The following is a 17,303-nucleotide window of genomic DNA, read 5'->3' as shown; positions in this document are numbered from 1 at the left end:
ACCACTTCTATCACAACCTCTTTCATATCTTATTACTTCTTCATTGCTGCTTTTAGTGCTGCTGCTAATGGGCTTTCTTCTGGTTCTTCTGCTTGTGCATATTTTTTCAGCAAGCGTCGTTCTTCATGTTTGGTCATTTTCTTCTTCTGCTCTTTTTTATCAAGCATTTTTTCTGTCGTTCCATCGTATTTACAACGGAAATAAGCACCGTTTTTACCTTCGATGATTTCCATTTTCCGGTGACATTGCGGGCATCGATGATTAGAGACTTTTGGATCTTTTCTTCTGCGGTAGTTGCAATCTGAATTGGTGCAGACATAGATTTTGCCGTCACGTGTGTTTTTCTCGCGCAGATTGGCCCCACATTCTGGGCATTTCTTTTGGGTAATCGAGAAATCTTGATATTCTTGTTTGCTTGATTTGATCTCATTCACCAAGCGTTTTGTTTCTTTTTCGATTCCATTCAAGAAGGTTCCTGCTTGTTTCTTTCCTGCAGCAATAGCTTCAAGGTCTTTTTCCCAGCTTTCTGTCAAATCTGGTGTTACTAAAGAGGGATTTACCAATACTAATAATTGCTTACCTTTAGGAGATACTTGCAGTCCTTGAGGGGTACGTTCCATCAGTTCAGATTTGATTAGTTTCTCGATAATCTCTGCACGCGTAGCTGGGGTTCCCAGACTGTATTTTTCCATTTGACCAAGCAAGCTTGCTTCTGACAATGGTTTAGGCGGTGCAGATAGTTCTTTTTTGATGGCGAAATCGGGATTGATTCTCATTCCTTTTTCCCATTTGACTGTTTCCGTCTCAGTTTCAGTTTCGCCTTTCCATCCTGCTTGGACGACACGATTTTGCCGAAAAATGAATCGTTCTTTACCAAATTCAACCGTAACTTTTGTTTGGCTGACTTTATGGGGTTGAGCAAACAGTCCTAAAAAACGAGAGACAATCATTTGATAGATTTTTTGCTCTTCATTACTTAATTTTTCATAACGTGCTCTGTTTTCAGTTGGCAAAAGTGCATGGTGATCGGTCACTTTACTGTCTTGGAATACTTTTGTCTGTTGGACGATGGCTCCGTTTTTCAAATACTGCTTGACCTCAGGAGCAAAGTCGCTGACTGCTTGCAATCGTTCTTTCATCGTACTTTTCATGTCATTTGTCAGATATTTGCTGTCTGTACGCGGATAAGTAACGATCTTATGGGTCTCATACAAACTTTGTACAAGACTTAATGTTTTCTTTGCAGAATAGCCATAGCGTTGATTGGCTTCTCTTTGGATCTCTGTTAAATCATAAGGCAATGGCGCAGATTCCGTTTTTAATTTTTCTTGGACTTCTGTGACAGTTCCTTTGCTTGTACTGATCAATTGAACAAGTTTTTGTGCTTCTTCTTGTGTTTTTAAAGCAAATTGATTTTTTTGAAGCATTTTGGCTTGTTCTTTTCCAGCTTGCAACGTGATCGTGAAATACGTTTGTGGACGGAACTGCTCGATTTTCTTTTCTTGGTCTCTCACTAATGCTAGTGTCGGTGTCTGCACACGGCCTGCTGATAAATTATCCGCGTACTTCACAGTTAAGGCTCTGGTCACATTCAATCCTACCAGCCAGTCCGCTTTTGCCCGGGCAAGAGCAGATTCATACAATGCATCATATTCTTTCGCAGGTCTTAGTTGCTTGAATCCAGTTTTGATTGCTTTATCTGTTTGAGAAGAGATCCATAACCGCTTCACTGGTTTATTGAAATGCACATACTCTAAGATCCAGCGAGCAACAAGTTCCCCTTCTCTTCCGGCATCTGTCGCAATGACTGCTTCTGAGACATCTTTTCGCTGAGCCAGCTGCTTGATTGCTTTTAATTGATGACCTGTTTTAGGAAGTGGTTTGATTCCTAGTTTTTTAGGGATCATTGGCAACGTGTCCATTTGCCAGCTCTGCCATTCCTTATTCAGATCTTCCGGCATTTTCAATCCTAATAAATGACCAAGGGCCCAAGTAACGATCACCTTGGGTCCTTCATAATAATTTTTGTGCTTTTGATTAGCACCAAGCACCTTGCTTAGGTCTTTCGCAACGCTTGGTTTTTCCGCTAGAATTAGTTGTTTCATAAAATTCCTTTCCGCTTTCTACTGTGATGGGCTGATGATTTTTCAACAACGCAAGTCCTTTGTATTGCTGTAAATCATCGTCACACTCTTCACACCAGCGCTCATCTCCGTCATTCCAAAAGGCGCTGAGAAAGTTACTTTTTGCATTGATATATTCATAATTTTGATGGATTTCGTTCCATTGTTTTTCGTACGCTTGTCGTGCTTCTTCGAAAGACTCGAATGTTTCTTCTGCTTCAATATCTTCTTCCCAGTCTTCAAAAAACCACCAAGGCTCATTGTCCCCGAACATGGTAATTACTTGATACATACTCGTGCTCCTTCTTTCAGCTTTTCTAGACTCATCTTAGTCACTTTTCAAGAAAGTTGCAAGAATTTTCTCTTATAAAAGGGTCATTTAATGAACATCTTAAAATTGTTACAAATGAATCTGATTGTTTAAGGCAAAGTAGCGATAAAGTCATTGATCATCCAAAAATAGCTGTCTTCTGGATCGATTGTTGGTTCTTTTGTAAAGTATCCTAAAAAACGTAAGGAAAGATAACCGTGGATCATACTACGAAGTTCCCTGCTTCGATGAACTTTTTCTTCTTTCGTTAATTGAAAAGCCTCAAATATCTGCAAAATGATCTGATTCGTTTCATGGATTCCATCTAATAAAACAGCTTCATTGGTATGCGGTACACTGATCAGTAACTCATACACTGCTTGATTTGAAAAAGCAAAGGATCGATAAGTTTCTGCATAGATCTGCAGTGCTTCCTGACTACTTTTTCCTACAAGAGCCCGACGCAGCTGGTCATTAAGTTCCTGCAGAAGTTTCGCTGTTAGCGCTGTTTTGACATCACGAATATTTTTGAAATGGTTATACAGCGAGGGAGCCTTGATATCCAAGCGTTTGGCTAAATGCTGAAAGGTTATTTGCTGAACATCCATCTCTTCTGCTAGTTCTCGAAAGCAGTCGATGATTTTCTCTTGAGACAGATTTCTTTTTTTCATTTCCATGTTTCCTCTCATAAAATAAATCCTTCACTCTTTCAGTTTACCACGAAAAAGAAAGAGAAAAAAGAGACTTTCATTGATAAACTACATATTGTAGTTTATAATAAAGAGCTGTAGATGAAAATTTTCAGAAAGAAGGAGTCTAATTGGCTGCAAGAATAAAGGAAAAATTATTTAGGAAAAGAGAAACTTGGGAACAAAACTTGTTTGTCTTATGGTTTGGAACATTTATGGCTGGTATCGGATTTAGTTTAGTCATGCCTTTTATGTCACTTTACATAGATACGTTAGGTAATTATAGTACGTCACAATTGAACTTTTGGAGCGGATTGACTTTTTCATCTACTTTCTTGGTGACTACGCTGATCTCTCCTTGGTGGGGAAAATTAGCCGACCAAAAAGGAAGAAAATTGATGCTGTTGCGTGCTTCATTAGGAATGGCAATCGTCATTTCTTTGATGGGTTGCGTGACTAGTGTGTATCAATTAGTCGCATTGCGTCTGCTTCAAGGGATTTTTTCTGGTTATATCAGTAATGCCACTGCCCTTGTCGCAACTGGGACGCCAAAAGAAAAAAGTGGTCAAGTTCTTGGAACCTTAGCAACTGGTTCTGTTACAGGAACATTACTTGGACCGCTTCTTGGCGGGATCTCTGCTTCAGCGTTTGGCTATCGCCCTACCTTTTTCATTACAGGGATCATCTTATTTTTCGTCTTCTTGTTGAGTCTGTTTTTCGTCCATGAAAAATTTGTCCCAGTGAAAAAAGAAAACATGGTTTCTGCCAAACAGATTTTCAAAGACTTGAAATATCCACACGTCGTCATCGGTATGTTCGTCACAACGATGATCATCCAAGCATCCAACAATTCCATTAGTCCAATCATCAGTCTGTACATTCGCCAATTGCTGCATGGACATGGGAATGTTACGTTGATCAGCGGAATCATCGCTTCGATACCTGGGATTGCCACTTTGATAGCCGCTCCAAGATTTGGTCGCTTAGGTGACAAGATCGGGAGTGAAAGAATACTTGCGATTGGTTTGGGTTTTGCGATTCTGGTTTATATCCCAATGGCATTCGTCACGAATGTTTGGCAATTAGCTGCCTTACGTTTTTTGATTGGTATCTCTGATGCTTGTCTGCTCCCTGCTGTCCAAGCATTGATCACAAAATATTCGCCTCATCAAGCTGCTGGACGGATCTTCAGTTATAACCAATCTTTCCAAGCAACTGGTAACGTAGTAGGGCCTATGATCGGCTCCAGTGTTTCCAGTGCATTTGGTTATCGTGGCGTCTTTCTTTCGACTTCTCTTCTTGTTTTGGTCAACTTCTTGCTTGTACGACACAATACACAAGAGATCCATCAGCAAGAAACTGCAGAAGAAAAAGCTTCAGGAGTCTCCATATCTTCAGGGCACTCTCCTTCTCATAGACAATAAGCGTAAATGAAAAACACTGCTTGAACAGTTGTCACAGACTGTCCTTGCAGTGTTTTTGTTTAGGCCTGTTTTTTCAAGAACTCAGATAAGAGGAATAATCCCTTTTCCAAGGTTTCTTTTTTACAACAGTAACCTAGTCGGGCATGCTTCGGTAAATCAAAGGCACTTCCTGGTACTAATAGTACTCCTGTTTCTTCTAATAAATTGATACAAAATGTCTGGTCATCTTCTTCGATGGCTAATTTAATGAAAGAAGTAGAGACGTAATTGGGAGCGACAAGTTCAACTTTCGGTTCATTGGCTACCCATTGTTTTAAAATCACAAGGTTCTCTGTAATGATCTTTTTGTTTCGCTCCAATATTTTTTCTTTATTCTTCAATGCATGTACAGCAAGATCATCTGACAGGACTCCGCCGCAAATCATCGTGTAGTCTCGATACTTTCGAAAAACTTCTGCCAACTCAGGTCCAGTAGCTGTCCAGCCAATACGAATACCTGGAATGGAGTAGGTCTTGGATAAGGAATTGGTTGCTATACCTTTTTCATAGACATCTACGATCGACAAGAATTCACCTTTATCCGTTAAAGGCGCATATACTTCATCTATCAATACATATGCATCTACTGTACGAGCAATTTCTGCGATTTTTTCTAAAGTTTTCCGATCTAGCAATGTGCCTGTAGGATTGTTTGCACTATTCAAACAGATGATTTTTGTTTCAGGTTTGACTAAGGCTTCTAGCTGTTCTAAATCAAACTGCCAATCTTCTTCTTCCTTCAAATGAACAAAGTCAACAGCGGCACCTAAAGATTTGGGGATGTCATATAATTGCTGATAAGTAGGAAGCATCGAAACAACATGATCTCCTGCTTCCACTAACGCGTATAGAGCTAAAAGATTAGCACCAGTCGCTCCATTCGTTTGTAAGATGTTTTCCGGATCGACGGTTTGATAAAGAGAAGCGACTTCTTGTTTGAAAACATCTGATCCTTCGATCCAGCCATAGTCCAATGGTTCGTTTTTGCGTTTTTCGAAAAATTCACTTACGCTAGTCCCATCTAAGCCAACGAGTTCGTCTAATGTCAATGCTTCGATCGAGCTTTGTGCAATATCATATACCGCTTTCTTTTCCCATTTATTTAGCCATTCTTCTACACCGAAATTTGCGATTTCCATGTTTCTTTCCCCCTTATATCTTGATCCAGCCTACAGCAAGCAACCCGATTGAAAGCAGTGCGGCCACACAAATCAGCCCAATCATTACTTTTTCTTTTCCCGTAATTTGATGTTTGGTTTCACGACAAGCGATCCAGTAGAAGCAAAAACCAGGAAGATAGGCAATACTACATAAAAGGACATAAGAAAATCCTGCTAAAATGATGCCCATCAATTCAAAAACTACAGCAATCCCACCGATCACTACTTGTTTTTTGATTCCTTCTTTTAAAGAAAACTGGACTTGATAGATCCCGACAAGTAGATAACAAATCAAAATTGCCGCTGTACATAAAGAATAGGCAAATTGATAGGCATAATCAGTAACTAAGAAAGTCAATAAGAATAGATTAGTCAAGATTGCAGTAACAACTAACGAATAAGTTGGGGCATTTTTTTTATTCGTTTTTCCCCAAGCTTTCGGCAACAGACCGTCTCGAGCCATCAACATCGTTGTTTCTGCTGGGAGCATCGTCCAAGACAACCAAGAACCAATGATCGAAATAATCAAGCCGATATTAATCAGCGCTGCTCCCCAATTTCCCACGATTCCTTTTAAAATATTTGCCATAGCAGGTTGTGAAATAGTTGCTAACTCTTCTTGAGATAAGACGCCGTATGGCAAGATCGAAGCAAGGATATAGATAAACAATAAACAAAGCAGACCAATGATCGATGCTTGCTGGGCTTCTGAACGTTTCTTCGCGCGGTTGGCTAAAACACTTGCGCCTTCGATCCCTACAAAGACCCACATCATAACCATCAAACAACCTTTAATCTGCAACCAGATCGTTCCTTGCTGCCCTGTTCCATTCACTAGATTATCAGATACGTTACCCCAAAAATCAGCAGTGAATATATTCACTTTAAATGCGATAAATACAAATATTAAAAATAGGAATAATGGCACTAATTTACAGATCGTCACGATTGTATTGATGACGCTCGCTCCTTCAACTCCATTGTTTACTAATAAAGTCAGACCCCAAATAAAAATACTTGCAAATAAAATAGAAGGAACATTTTGTCCACCTTTGAATATCGGGAAAAATTCTCCCATGGCGCTCATCAGCATCGTTGCAAAAGCAACATTTCCCAGCCACGCAGACAACCAGTAACCCCAACCACTGATGAAGCCACCTAATTTACCAAATGAAGCTTCCGCGTAACCGAAAATACCACCATCTAGATCTGGACGTTTTTCTCCTAAATGATTCAGCGATAATACCAAAGCTAAAATACCAATCCCAACGATTATCCATGAAAGGATCGCTGGCCCTGGAGCTGCAGAACTAGCCAGATCACTTGTGATCCCAAACACACCGCTTCCGATTGACGAACTGACAACCAGAGCAACCAGTCCCCATTTGCTAATACCCGTCGATTTCTTTTCCATTTCCATCACCCTCACTTATAAAATTGAACAAATCACTTGCAAAAGATTCCCTTCTATTTTGCAACTGCTCTTGCTTAACAAAAAGCAACTTTATTCATATTATTGGATATTATGAACTTTTTACACAAGCATTTCAAGTATAAAATGAATAAAAATTAATTTTATTGCAAAAAAACAGCTATGCTATCCAAAAGAAAAGGTGTTTCTTTTGTTAGCCATAGCTGTTTTGATTCATTTAATATCGCTTAAACGTATTGTAAAACTTTTGTTTCTTGATATGCGTGGTCGATCAAACCACCACCCAGACATTCCATTCCATCATAAAATACAACTGCTTGTCCAGGAGTGATTGCACGTACAGGTTCGTCGAATACGACTTCTGCACGATTATCATCCAATAAGCGAACTGTCACAGGAACGTCTTGCTGACGATAACGAAATTTCGCTGTACACTTGAATTCTTTTGGCATTGGTTCATTCGTCGTAAAGTGGATTTCACTTGCATCCAAGCTTGTGGCATACAATGCAGGATGATGGAACCCTTGCCCCACATATAATGTGTTTGTCGCTAGATCTTTTCCTACAACAAACCAGGGTTCTTGCGAATCTCCTCCGCCACCGATCCCTAGTCCTTGACGTTGACCAATCGTATAATACATCAAGCCAGCATGTTGGCCTTTGACTTCACCATCAAGAGTGACCATATTTCCTTTTTTTGCTGGCAGATAGTTGCTCAAAAATTGTTTGAAGTTCTTTTCACCAATAAAGCAGATTCCCGTTGAATCTTTTTTCTTAGCAGTCGCAAGGCCTGCGCGTTCAGCAATTGCCCGTACTTCTGATTTTTCCATGCCGCCTAGAGGGAACATCGTTTTTGAAAGCTGTTCTTGTGATAATTGGCTAAGGAAGTAAGTTTGATCTTTATTATTGTCTACTCCACGAAGCATGTGGACCACGCCGTTTTCATCGCGAGTGACTTGCGCATAATGTCCAGTAGCTACATAATCGGCGCCAAGATCCATTGCATAATCCAAGAATGCTTTGAATTTGATTTCTTTGTTGCACATCACGTCTGGGTTAGGTGTACGTCCTGCGCGGTATTCGGCTAGGAAATATTCAAATACACGATCCCAATATTCTTTTTCAAAATTCACAGAGTAATAAGGAATCCCGATTTGAGCAGCTACTTTCGCTACATCCTTATAATCTTCCGTGGCCGTGCATACACCGTTTTCGTCCGTGTCATCCCAATTTTTCATGAATATTCCGATCACGTCGTATCCTTGTTCCTTTAACAAAAGTGCTGTTACAGATGAGTCGACACCGCCGCTCATCCCTACGACAACGCGTGTTTTGCTGTTGTCTGTCATGATATCACCATCATTTCAATTAGATTCTGAAACATCTACGAGTTGAAGGTCGCAACTTTTCAGTATTTTACATTATACGTCATATTTCTGAAAATTTCATCCCTTAATTATCAAGTCGTAAAAATACTGTTCTACTGGACCTATTCAGTACACAAACATGATAGTCAACCAAAAAATCACTCATCTTTTGAGCATTCGATATAAAAAATTGGCATACTCATAAAAAGGGCCAGCCTTTCGGCAATAAGGAATAATTTTGTAAATTGTGAAAAACTATTTTTCAAAATTGCTTCTTATCGCTTAAAGCTGCACGTCTCATTTACAACCTTTTCTTTTTAGATGTTATGAGTTGCTCAGATAAGTGATTTTGTTTACTCTAAGAAAAAAGGGAGGCAAGAGATACATGAATTACTTTACCAGTGATATGCACTTTTTCCATGAACGCTTATTAGGAAAAAACGACTTTGCTCCGCGGCTCTTTGCAAATGTGGATGAAATGAACCAACAGTTGATCACTAGCTGGAATGCAGTAATAAAAGAAACCGACCATGTTTATCATCTAGGCGACCTTGCTATGCATCCGCAATATGAAAAAGCAAATGCAGAAATTTTGGAACTGGTCACTCAACTGCAAGGAACAATCCACTTGATCAAAGGGAACCATGACAGTCGTGCTTTTTTCCGTTATTTAGAAAAAAATGATCCTAGGCTTACTGACGGAAGTCCCAAATTTTATTTTTATGATGTAGGTGCCATCGTTAAATTCGACCATCAACAATATTACTTGACTCATTATCCGATGTTGCTCGGGCCTAACGACACTATCCGCAATCTTCATGGACATATCCATCATTACAGCGTACCTATCGAGAACGATGTCAATGTAGGCGTAGACGCACCGGAAAGAGAACTCTTAAAGGAAAAACTACCATTTGGCACTCCGTTATCTGAGCAACAAATCAAAGAAATCTATGAAGCAAAGAGGAAGTACGATAGGTCGTGAAAAAACTGCCCTATATCAAGTATTAAACAAATAAAGATAATTACTCATATTTTTCATTTGAGTAGGCTTATTGCCACAGGAACATTAGGATCAGAAATGGAGTTGTAACAAGACTTCTGTCACAACTCCATTCCATACTATTCGTCTTTTTGCTCATGGTGTTCTTTTACCAATTTTTTCTGTAATTCTTTATCATAATTTCGAGCAGCTGACGTTAAAAATAAAACGATTCCGCATAATAAAATCCCGATTCCAGAAAACAAGAACATTTTTTCTACCCCTAAACGATCAGCTAATGGTCCTGCAAATAATAATCCAATTGGACCTGCCAGGTTCATCAAAGAGTTGAAGTTCCCTAAGACACGACCTAAAACATTCGATTCATAACTCTGCTGGATCATTGCCATCAGCAGTGTATTGAAATATGGCGTTGCACAACCTGCTCCTGCATTCAAGATAAGAAAGTACAAGAACCCTTGACTATCGTTTGGAACCAATCCGCTTGCACCGATCGTCAGGCCCATAATGATGTAGGCTATAATAATAGGTTTCATTCGGTCTTTCCATGTTCCTATAAAACTGATCAGTGCACCGCCTAAGAGCATTCCGACTGCGTAGACTACTTCCACTGCTCCCGCCTGTCCAACGGAACCACCAAAGTAATCTAGCGTCATCAATGGATACAGACTGATTGCTGGCATGAACAACAGCATCACAAATGCACCATTGATCGTTATGTACCATAACCCTTTGTTATCCATCAATTGCTGCAGCCCAAATTTTGCATCTTTAAAAATAGTAAGCGGAACTTCCAATATTTCAGGAGAAACTTTTGGGATCTTCACAAAAATCAATAAGCCGACACCAAAAACTGCCCCCAATACATCTAATAAAATAAGGTAATTGACAGGAACGACTGAAAACAAAGCCGCACCTAGAGCTGGCGCAATGATGAAATTCGCTGATTGGACCATTCCTAACTGTCCATTCGTCCTTGTTATGTGAGAAGATGGAACGATTGTCGGCATAATCGACTGGATCGTTGGCATTTGGAATGTTTGTGCGACCGAACGCATAAACAAAGACACAAAAACTAGCCAAATCGGGAAGGATTCTGAAATCGTTCCGACTACTGCTAAAATAAGCGCGAAAATCGCTACAATAATATCCGTGACAATCAAAAGAGCTTTTTTATCCCAGCGATCCACTAGCGGTCCTACAAATGGGCTTAGTAAAACCATGGGAATCATTCCTAGTAAAGTAGCAAAACTCAAAATTGTCGCCGAACCGGTTTCTCTTGTCAAATACCAGATGATCGCATATTGAACGACCATACTAGTGATTCCTGACAAAAACTGTCCCGATAAAAAGAACAAATAATTTCTCTTCCAATTCGTTAAAACGACCGACTGTTCATTTTCCATAAACATCCCTCTTTTCTTTTTCATTTTGTATAGCGTTTGCACAACAATCATTATACGGGATTCTTTTTTCAAAAAATACCTTTTTCCCTAAATAACAATCGTTTCAATTTAAATTTCTTTACTTAGAAACAATAAATCAGCAAAATATTAAAAATAACAACATGTGTTAAATTTAAAAATAAAAAAGACAACTAATTTGCGTCGTCCTTACAAAGTTAGTCATCTAACAATAGGCCGTTTCAAAACTAATTGTCTTTTTATATCCACAGATCATTCGACTTTTTCGAATAACCCACGGCTAATCATCCCATCCATCAGAAAATAAAATTTATCTTGGCTCATTTTCTGTTTTGGATCTTTGAAAATATTGACTGCTTTCAATCCATTTGCTGTAGTGATCGACATTTTCAATGTTTGAATATCTTTTGATACAGTGATTTTTAATTTGAATCCTTCTTTGCTTTGCGGCGTGGCATCTAATGGTCGGATCAATTGATAATTGCCTCCGTTTGTTTCTGTAAATCCATTATCGCGCAATGTATATCTTTTTGCATCAGGATGCAAACGATAGCTAATTGGTGCGCCCAGTACCGTTGCTGTTGTTTCAAATGCCATGATTTTCACCTCGATAAAATTAGTTTCTCTTTATTATAAAAGTTTATCCTGATTTTTACTAGGTTTTTCAGTTAAGTTCCCTAAAAAATGAAGGCGTTCTCTCAGACATCTGTTCATATAAGAATGACTTCACTAGTTATTTTTTGACAGCACGAACTAATTGATCAAGGAAATACTGGATGTCGTCTTCGGTATTTCCCAAACCAAAGCTGATACGGATGGATTCTTTTAGTATCGGTGTATCTTCTCCATACATTGCTTCTAATACGTGTGAAGGCTCGATATTTCCTGCTGTACAAGCTGAACCAGTAGAAATAGCGACCCCATTAATATCAAGCTTCATCAGTAGCAAATCATTTGCTTCGCCAATTAAGCGAAGATTCAACACATGAGGGAGTTTATTCGTTAAATCACCATTTACTTGATAAGGGATTTCGTTTGCTTCTAATGTATCAAGAATCAATTGCTGGAATCCTTTATATTTGTTGTTACGTGCTTCACGTTCTTCAGATGACAGCAGTTCAACTGCTTTTGCCATACCCCAGATCCCTGCTAAATTTTCTGTACCTGCACGCCGCTTTTCTTCCTGCTCCCCGCCTAAAAGCAATGCAGGGATATTTACTCCGTCTCGTTTATATAAGAAACCGACGCCTTTTGGCCCATTGATTTTATGAGCAGAGATACTTAATAAATCGATTCCTAATTCTTCTGGATGGATCGTTTGGTTTCCGTACGCTTGTACCGCATCTGTATGGAAATAAGCTGGATGATCCGCTAAAAGTTCACCGATTTCTTTGATTGGCATCAAATTTCCGATTTCATTGTTCCCGTACATCACAGAGACCAAGATCGTATCTTCTCGTAACGCTTTTTTGACCTCTTCGATCGACAGATTCCCTTTTTCATCTACAGGCAGATATGTAACGTCAAACCCCTTTGTCTCTAAATATTTCATGGTATTAAGAACAGCAGGATGTTCGATAGCTGTAGTGATTAGATGTCTGCCTTCTTTTTGACGCGAGAACGCTGTTTCTAAGATAGCTGTATTATCCCCTTCTGTTCCACCACTATTAAAGATGATCTCGTGAGGTTTTGCTTGCAGACTGTCTGCAATGATTTGTCTTGCTGTTTCCAATTTTTCATGCGCGTGGCGACCAAATCCATGTATGCTTGAAGGATTTCCAAACGTGTCTTGCATGATTGCCGTCATCGCTTCAATTACTTGTGGATGCATGGGGGTAGTTGCCGCATGATCCAGATAAATAGTTTTCACTTCATTCATCCCTTCCAAATTATTGCTAGGCACATTCTAGCATAAAATAGCGAACAAACCAAAGAAGAGCTCATTTTTGTCTAGAGGACGTTTCATGGGCATAGAAAAAAGGAGCTGTGACAAAAGTCTTGTCGCAGCTCCTTGAAGCTGCTCACTTGTGTCACAACTTCGTTCCCTCTTTTTTTGTTTATTCGAATTCTTTTTCTTCCAGACGGAATAACGGACTCATCGGTGTATTTTCATGGATGCGTTTGACCGCTTCTCCCATTAATTCTGAACATGTAACGATTGTTAAGTTTTCTGGATGACGATTTTCTTCTGTGAAAACAGAATCAGTGATACAAATATCTTTGATTGGTGCATTGTCTAAAATACTTTTCGCATGATCGGACAATAATCCATGTGACGCACAGGCATATACTTCTTTTGCGCCGTTTTCTTTTAATACATTTGCTGCTCGTGCAAGCGTTGCTCCTGTGTTCAAGATATCATCTACCATGATACATGTCTTTCCTTGAACATCACCGATCACATAACCACCCTCAGTTGAAGCATCATCTGCATGATCTACGATGGCTAATGTGCTGTTCAAATATTCTGAAAGACTACGTGCACGCTGAACACCGCTGTTTTTTGGCGAAACAACTACGATGTCATCTCCCGTCAGACCTAATTGACGGTAATAATGAGCAAACAACGGCATCGTAAATAAATTATCTACAGGAATATCAAAGAATCCTTGTACTTGAACCGTGTGCAGATCTAAAGTCAGTACTCGAGTTGCCCCTGCTTCTTCGATCAAGTTAGCGATCAATTTCGCAGTGATCGGTTCATGAGGTTTCGCCGTGCGGTCTTGCCTAGCATACCCATAGTAAGGCAATACGACATTGATCGTTTTCGCACTTGCTCGCTTCATTGCATCGATCATGATCAGTAGTTCCATATAGTAGTCATTGACAGGTGCATTCGTTGATTGAACGATATACACATGATCCCCTCGAATACTTTCTTCGATATTGATGGAAATCTCGCCATCACTAAATTGCTTCACGACGCTTTTACCTAATTCTGTTCCGAACACTTTCGCGATTTTTTCAGCTAATGGACGGTTGCCATTCAAACTAAAAATCTTCAACGTGTCATCCTGATACTTATTACTCATGTAGTCCTCCCCAAAACTTCTCTATTCTTCGATAGTTTAACATATTTTTCCAAGATTTTCTGTTAATTTCAGCAAATTCTTAAGGAAGTGAAACTGTTCCGTTACTCCAACTGGCAGGAATGACTTTATGATAATCGCCCCAGTTGTCGTGTACTTTGTAATAACGTTCTCCTGTTTCAGTTTCAAAATAAGCGTACGCTGTCACCCAATGATTGCCATATGTACTGCCAAGTACTTTCAAAATACCAATCATCACAGGTTTGCCTTCACGTATACGTTTTGTAGCTCGCTGCCATGAACCTAGAAGAGTTGCTCGTGCACGCTCATGATTGCCATTCTTCTTTAAAAAACTAGAAATCCCTGTACTAACCTGAAAAGGAATCGTAGGAAGTCCTAGTGGTTGGATCTGGCTACGCAATGCCTTCGTCAAAACCAACGAATCAGCCGTATTTTTCTTGCGAATCTCATTTGGAAGCATCCACCCCTTACGATAGTCTTGATAATAGGCAAGGAGAACTGCTGCCGCGTAAGTACCACAAAGATAGCCTGAGGGGGTAGCCCATTTCTTATACCTCAAAAAACGTTCTTCTGGCAATCCCACCCAGCAATTTGCGAGTTCCTTTCCTGACCTTTTTTCTTCGATCAAAGCGGGAATATCTTCTTTTCTGTTGATCCATCTAGATAACTCGATTGGCTCTTCATTGATCAGCTTCCATTTTTTACAAGAAAGACCCTCTTGATAAGTATATTTTGCTGGAGAATATTCTACCGGATGTCCTGATTGATCGATAATCACATAACTTTGATCTTCAAAAACCAGAGCTAAAAAAAGCAATTTACTTTTTCTTGACTGCAGCTGCTGAGTGCTGGCTAATTTTTTAATTTTTTTATCTACTTTGAAATATAAAGGTTTATCCACTACTTGATTCAGTTGGGATCGCCTCCTTTTTTTCATTATAAGTGAAGGATTGAAAAAAACAAATCAGTTTGATTGTTCGAATTTTCAATTTTTTATGTTCTATTTGTTAATTCCTTCATTTTGTAAGATAATGGGCACACGAAACAAAAAAGGAGCGATCGATGAATGAACAAAGAACGATTGAAACAAGATTTCTATGAAGCAGTCAATGAAGAATGGCAAAAAACAGCAAAAATCCCTGCAGATAAACCAGCTACAGGCGGTTTCCAAGATTTAGTTGACGGGATCGACCAACTTTTGATGGGAGAAACAGACGATCTGCTTGCCCATCCAGAAAAAGTGTCTTCAGAAAAAATGAAACATTTCCTTGCATATTATCAACTGGCAAACGATTATGACCGAAGAAATGAGTTGCATGCTCAACCACTTCAACCTATAATCGAAAAAGTTGAATCATTGCAGTCTTTCGACGAATTGAATGAGCAATTTCCAGAATGGCTGTTGGATACATTACCATTGCCATTTAATCTGGATGTAGATGCAGATATGAAGAATGCGCAAACGAACGCCTTCTTTGCTTATCCGCCTTCTTTATTCCTTCCAGATAAGACGTATTATGCATCAGACCATCCCAACGGTGCACAACTAATAGGCGTTTTCTTTGATATGGCTGTTCAGTTATTAGAGCTTGCCGGCAAAGAAAAAAGTCAGGCAGAAGCAATCACAGAACAAGCAGTGCAATTTGATAAATTGATTGCTCCTCATGTAAAAAGTGCAGAAGAAAACGCAGATTACAGCAAAATGTATAATCCGCAATCTTTTGATACATTTATTCAATACACAGATAAACTGGACTTGAAAAAACTTGTCACGGGTTTGATTGGGACAACTCCAGATAAAGTGATCGTAACTGATCCAGTGTACTTCGATCATTTGAATGACATCCTGACAGAAGCTCATTTTCCGTTATTCAAAAGCTGGATGATCATTAAAACAGTACGTTCTCTTAGTGGTTATCTATCAGAAGAATTCCGCCAAGTCAGCGGAATCTATTCTCGCGTATTGTCTGGAACAGACGAAGCAATGCCTCAGAAAAAAGCAGCGTATTACCTTGCCTCTGGACAATTCGATCAAGTAGTTGGCGATTACTACGGAAAAAAATATTTTGGCGAAGCTGCTAAAAAAGACGTAGAACAAATGGTGAAAAAAATGATCGCCGTTTATAAAAAACGTCTAGAAGAAAATGACTGGCTTGGGGATGCAACAAAAGAAAAAGCCGTCATAAAATTAAATAACTTAGGTATCCAAGTAGGCTACCCCGATAAGATCCCAGCATTATTCGACCAGTTCAAAACAGTACCTGCAGATCAGGGTGGTACTTTGCTTTCAAATACTCTTGTTTTCAGCAAACTCACATTAAAAGATCGTTTCAGCAAATGGAACAAACCAGTGGATCGTTCAGAATGGGAAATGAGTGCTGACACGGTCAATGCTTATTATCATCCATTTCGGAATGTGATCGTCTTTCCGGCAGCGATCCTTCAAGCACCATTTTACAGTCTAGAACAATCAAGCTCTGCTAATTATGGTGGAATCGGAGCTGTTATCGCTCATGAGATTTCCCATGCATTTGATAATAACGGCGCTTTATTTGACGAATATGGCAACTTGAACAACTGGTGGACAGAAGAAGATCTTACACAATTTCAAAACAAAGCACAAGCAATGATCGAAGAATTCGATGGTCTGCCTTTTGCTGACGGAAAAGTAAACGGAAAATTAACCGTTTCGGAAAATATTGCTGATGCAGGCGGTCTAAGCTGTGCATTGGAAGCAGCAAAAACGGAATCAGATCTTTCTATCGAGGAATTCTTTGTCAATTGGGCAACGATTTGGCGTACAAAAGCAAAAAAAGAATACCAACAACTTTTACTGCAAATCGATGTCCATGCCCCTGCTAAACTCCGAGCAAACGTGCAACCAAAAAACCTTGACGAATTCTATGAAACATTTGGTATCACGGAACAAGACGCTATGTATCTAGCGCCAGAAAAAAGAGTGCGAATCTGGTAAGAGGTTGTGAAAAAGCCGCTTAGTTTCAAGTAGTAAGAAAAATTTTGTGAAAATAGCTTTCCACATTTTTGCATAAATTTGACTTACTACTGAGAAACTGGCTTTTGAACACCGTTTATCGAGAGGTTGTGAAATCAGCGTCCTGACCTGAGTATTAGAGAAAAAAACGGAAAAATAGTTCTTCATATTTTGCCGTTTGTTGAGCTAATACCGAGGGTCAGCTGATTGAACACCGTTTAGTGGAGAGATTGTGAAAAAGCTGTCCTGCATCAAGTAATAAGAACAGCCAATCAAAAGCAGCAAGGAGA

General features: G+C 39.4%; 14 protein-coding genes. 3 read left to right on the top strand and 11 right to left on the bottom strand.

The annotated features are described in order from the left end of the window. Positions 1–32: 32 nt before the first annotated feature. The 3 genes from IGL31_RS02450 to IGL31_RS02440 form a co-directional block, all read right to left on the bottom strand. Positions 33–2,105, bottom strand: coding sequence for a DNA topoisomerase III (locus tag IGL31_RS02450; protein ID WP_086299865.1), 2,073 nt, complete (start codon positions 2,103–2,105; stop codon positions 33–35). Further along, complete coding sequence (locus IGL31_RS02445) at positions 2,038–2,415, bottom strand: DUF1033 family protein (protein WP_002291196.1); 378 nt, start codon at positions 2,413–2,415, stop codon at positions 2,038–2,040. Before IGL31_RS02445 ends, IGL31_RS02450 begins: the two co-directional genes overlap by 68 nt. A gap of 128 nt (positions 2,416–2,543) precedes the next feature. Beyond that, entirely contained in the window at positions 2,544–3,104 is a 561-nt protein-coding gene (locus IGL31_RS02440) for a TetR/AcrR family transcriptional regulator (RefSeq protein WP_086299995.1), read from the bottom strand. A 149-nt stretch (positions 3,105–3,253) separates the two neighbouring features. Here IGL31_RS02440 and IGL31_RS02435 point away from each other — a divergent pair, with 149 nt between their 5' ends. After that, entirely contained in the window at positions 3,254–4,546 is a 1,293-nt protein-coding gene (locus tag IGL31_RS02435) for a multidrug efflux MFS transporter (RefSeq protein WP_002325116.1), read from the top strand. A 59-nt stretch (positions 4,547–4,605) separates the two neighbouring features. Here IGL31_RS02435 and IGL31_RS02430 read toward each other — a convergent pair whose 3' ends face one another. The 3 genes from IGL31_RS02430 to mnmA form a co-directional block, all read right to left on the bottom strand. After that, positions 4,606–5,724, bottom strand: a complete 1,119-nt coding sequence (locus IGL31_RS02430; protein ID WP_086299866.1) for an aminotransferase — start codon at positions 5,722–5,724, stop codon at positions 4,606–4,608. A gap of 13 nt (positions 5,725–5,737) precedes the next feature. Further along, positions 5,738–7,159, bottom strand: coding sequence for an arginine-ornithine antiporter (arcD, locus tag IGL31_RS02425; protein ID WP_010718310.1), 1,422 nt, complete (start codon positions 7,157–7,159; stop codon positions 5,738–5,740). Between the two features lie 245 nt (positions 7,160–7,404). Next, a complete protein-coding gene (mnmA, locus tag IGL31_RS02420) occupies positions 7,405–8,526 on the bottom strand; it encodes a tRNA 2-thiouridine(34) synthase MnmA (protein WP_002286726.1) in 1,122 nt (373 codons plus the stop codon). A gap of 403 nt (positions 8,527–8,929) precedes the next feature. On the opposite strand from mnmA, the gene IGL31_RS02415 reads away from it, so the two are divergent. Then, a complete protein-coding gene (locus IGL31_RS02415) occupies positions 8,930–9,529 on the top strand; it encodes a metallophosphoesterase (RefSeq protein ID WP_002291205.1) in 600 nt (199 codons plus the stop codon). A gap of 137 nt (positions 9,530–9,666) precedes the next feature. On the opposite strand, the gene efmA is transcribed toward IGL31_RS02415, so the two are convergent. The 5 genes from efmA to IGL31_RS02390 form a co-directional block, all read right to left on the bottom strand. Continuing rightward, positions 9,667–10,953, bottom strand: coding sequence for a multidrug efflux MFS transporter EfmA (gene efmA, locus IGL31_RS02410; RefSeq protein WP_002291207.1), 1,287 nt, complete (start codon positions 10,951–10,953; stop codon positions 9,667–9,669). A gap of 270 nt (positions 10,954–11,223) precedes the next feature. Beyond that, the gene (locus IGL31_RS02405) at positions 11,224–11,568 is read right to left on the bottom strand and encodes a DUF1831 domain-containing protein (RefSeq protein WP_002286736.1); all 345 of its coding nucleotides are present in this window, start codon (positions 11,566–11,568) and stop codon (positions 11,224–11,226) included. Between the two features lie 136 nt (positions 11,569–11,704). Next, positions 11,705–12,850, bottom strand: a complete 1,146-nt coding sequence (locus tag IGL31_RS02400; RefSeq protein WP_179189380.1) for a cysteine desulfurase family protein — start codon at positions 12,848–12,850, stop codon at positions 11,705–11,707. A gap of 178 nt (positions 12,851–13,028) precedes the next feature. Further along, a complete protein-coding gene (locus tag IGL31_RS02395) occupies positions 13,029–14,003 on the bottom strand; it encodes a ribose-phosphate diphosphokinase (RefSeq protein WP_002286741.1) in 975 nt (324 codons plus the stop codon). 79 nt (positions 14,004–14,082) lie between these two features. Then, positions 14,083–14,958, bottom strand: a complete 876-nt coding sequence (locus tag IGL31_RS02390) for a hypothetical protein (protein ID WP_002331654.1) — start codon at positions 14,956–14,958, stop codon at positions 14,083–14,085. A 129-nt stretch (positions 14,959–15,087) separates the two neighbouring features. Between IGL31_RS02390 and IGL31_RS02385 the strand changes: the two genes are divergently transcribed. Then, entirely contained in the window at positions 15,088–16,995 is a 1,908-nt protein-coding gene (locus tag IGL31_RS02385) for a M13 family metallopeptidase (RefSeq protein ID WP_002301660.1), read from the top strand. The last annotated feature ends 308 nt before the right edge of the window (positions 16,996–17,303 follow it).

Origin of the sequence: Enterococcus sp. MSG3290, from assembly GCF_050555565.1 — a bacterium.
GTDB classification, from domain to species: Bacteria; Bacillota; Bacilli; order Lactobacillales; family Enterococcaceae; genus Enterococcus_B; species Enterococcus_B faecium.
The sequence above is the reverse complement of the archived record's forward strand: the minus strand, read 5'-3'. Positions and strand labels throughout refer to the sequence as shown.

Coding starts and splice junctions, on each gene's coding strand:
- IGL31_RS02430 (WP_086299866.1), bottom strand. CDS start 5,724: ATGGAAATCGCAAATTTCGGTGTAGAAGAATGGCTAAATAAATGGGAA.
- IGL31_RS02400 (WP_179189380.1), bottom strand. CDS start 12,850: ATGAATGAAGTGAAAACTATTTATCTGGATCATGCGGCAACTACCCCC.
- IGL31_RS02445 (WP_002291196.1), bottom strand. CDS start 2,415: ATGTATCAAGTAATTACCATGTTCGGGGACAATGAGCCTTGGTGGTTT.
- arcD (WP_010718310.1), bottom strand. CDS start 7,159: ATGGAAAAGAAATCGACGGGTATTAGCAAATGGGGACTGGTTGCTCTG.
- IGL31_RS02450 (WP_086299865.1), bottom strand. CDS start 2,105: ATGAAACAACTAATTCTAGCGGAAAAACCAAGCGTTGCGAAAGACCTA.
- IGL31_RS02395 (WP_002286741.1), bottom strand. CDS start 14,003: ATGAGTAATAAGTATCAGGATGACACGTTGAAGATTTTTAGTTTGAAT.
- IGL31_RS02415 (WP_002291205.1), top strand. CDS start 8,930: ATGAATTACTTTACCAGTGATATGCACTTTTTCCATGAACGCTTATTA.
- IGL31_RS02390 (WP_002331654.1), bottom strand. CDS start 14,958: ATGAAAAAAAGGAGGCGATCCCAACTGAATCAAGTAGTGGATAAACCT.
- IGL31_RS02405 (WP_002286736.1), bottom strand. CDS start 11,568: ATGGCATTTGAAACAACAGCAACGGTACTGGGCGCACCAATTAGCTAT.
- mnmA (WP_002286726.1), bottom strand. CDS start 8,526: ATGACAGACAACAGCAAAACACGCGTTGTCGTAGGGATGAGCGGCGGT.
- IGL31_RS02385 (WP_002301660.1), top strand. CDS start 15,088: ATGAACAAAGAACGATTGAAACAAGATTTCTATGAAGCAGTCAATGAA.
- IGL31_RS02440 (WP_086299995.1), bottom strand. CDS start 3,104: ATGAAAAAAAGAAATCTGTCTCAAGAGAAAATCATCGACTGCTTTCGA.
- efmA (WP_002291207.1), bottom strand. CDS start 10,953: ATGGAAAATGAACAGTCGGTCGTTTTAACGAATTGGAAGAGAAATTAT.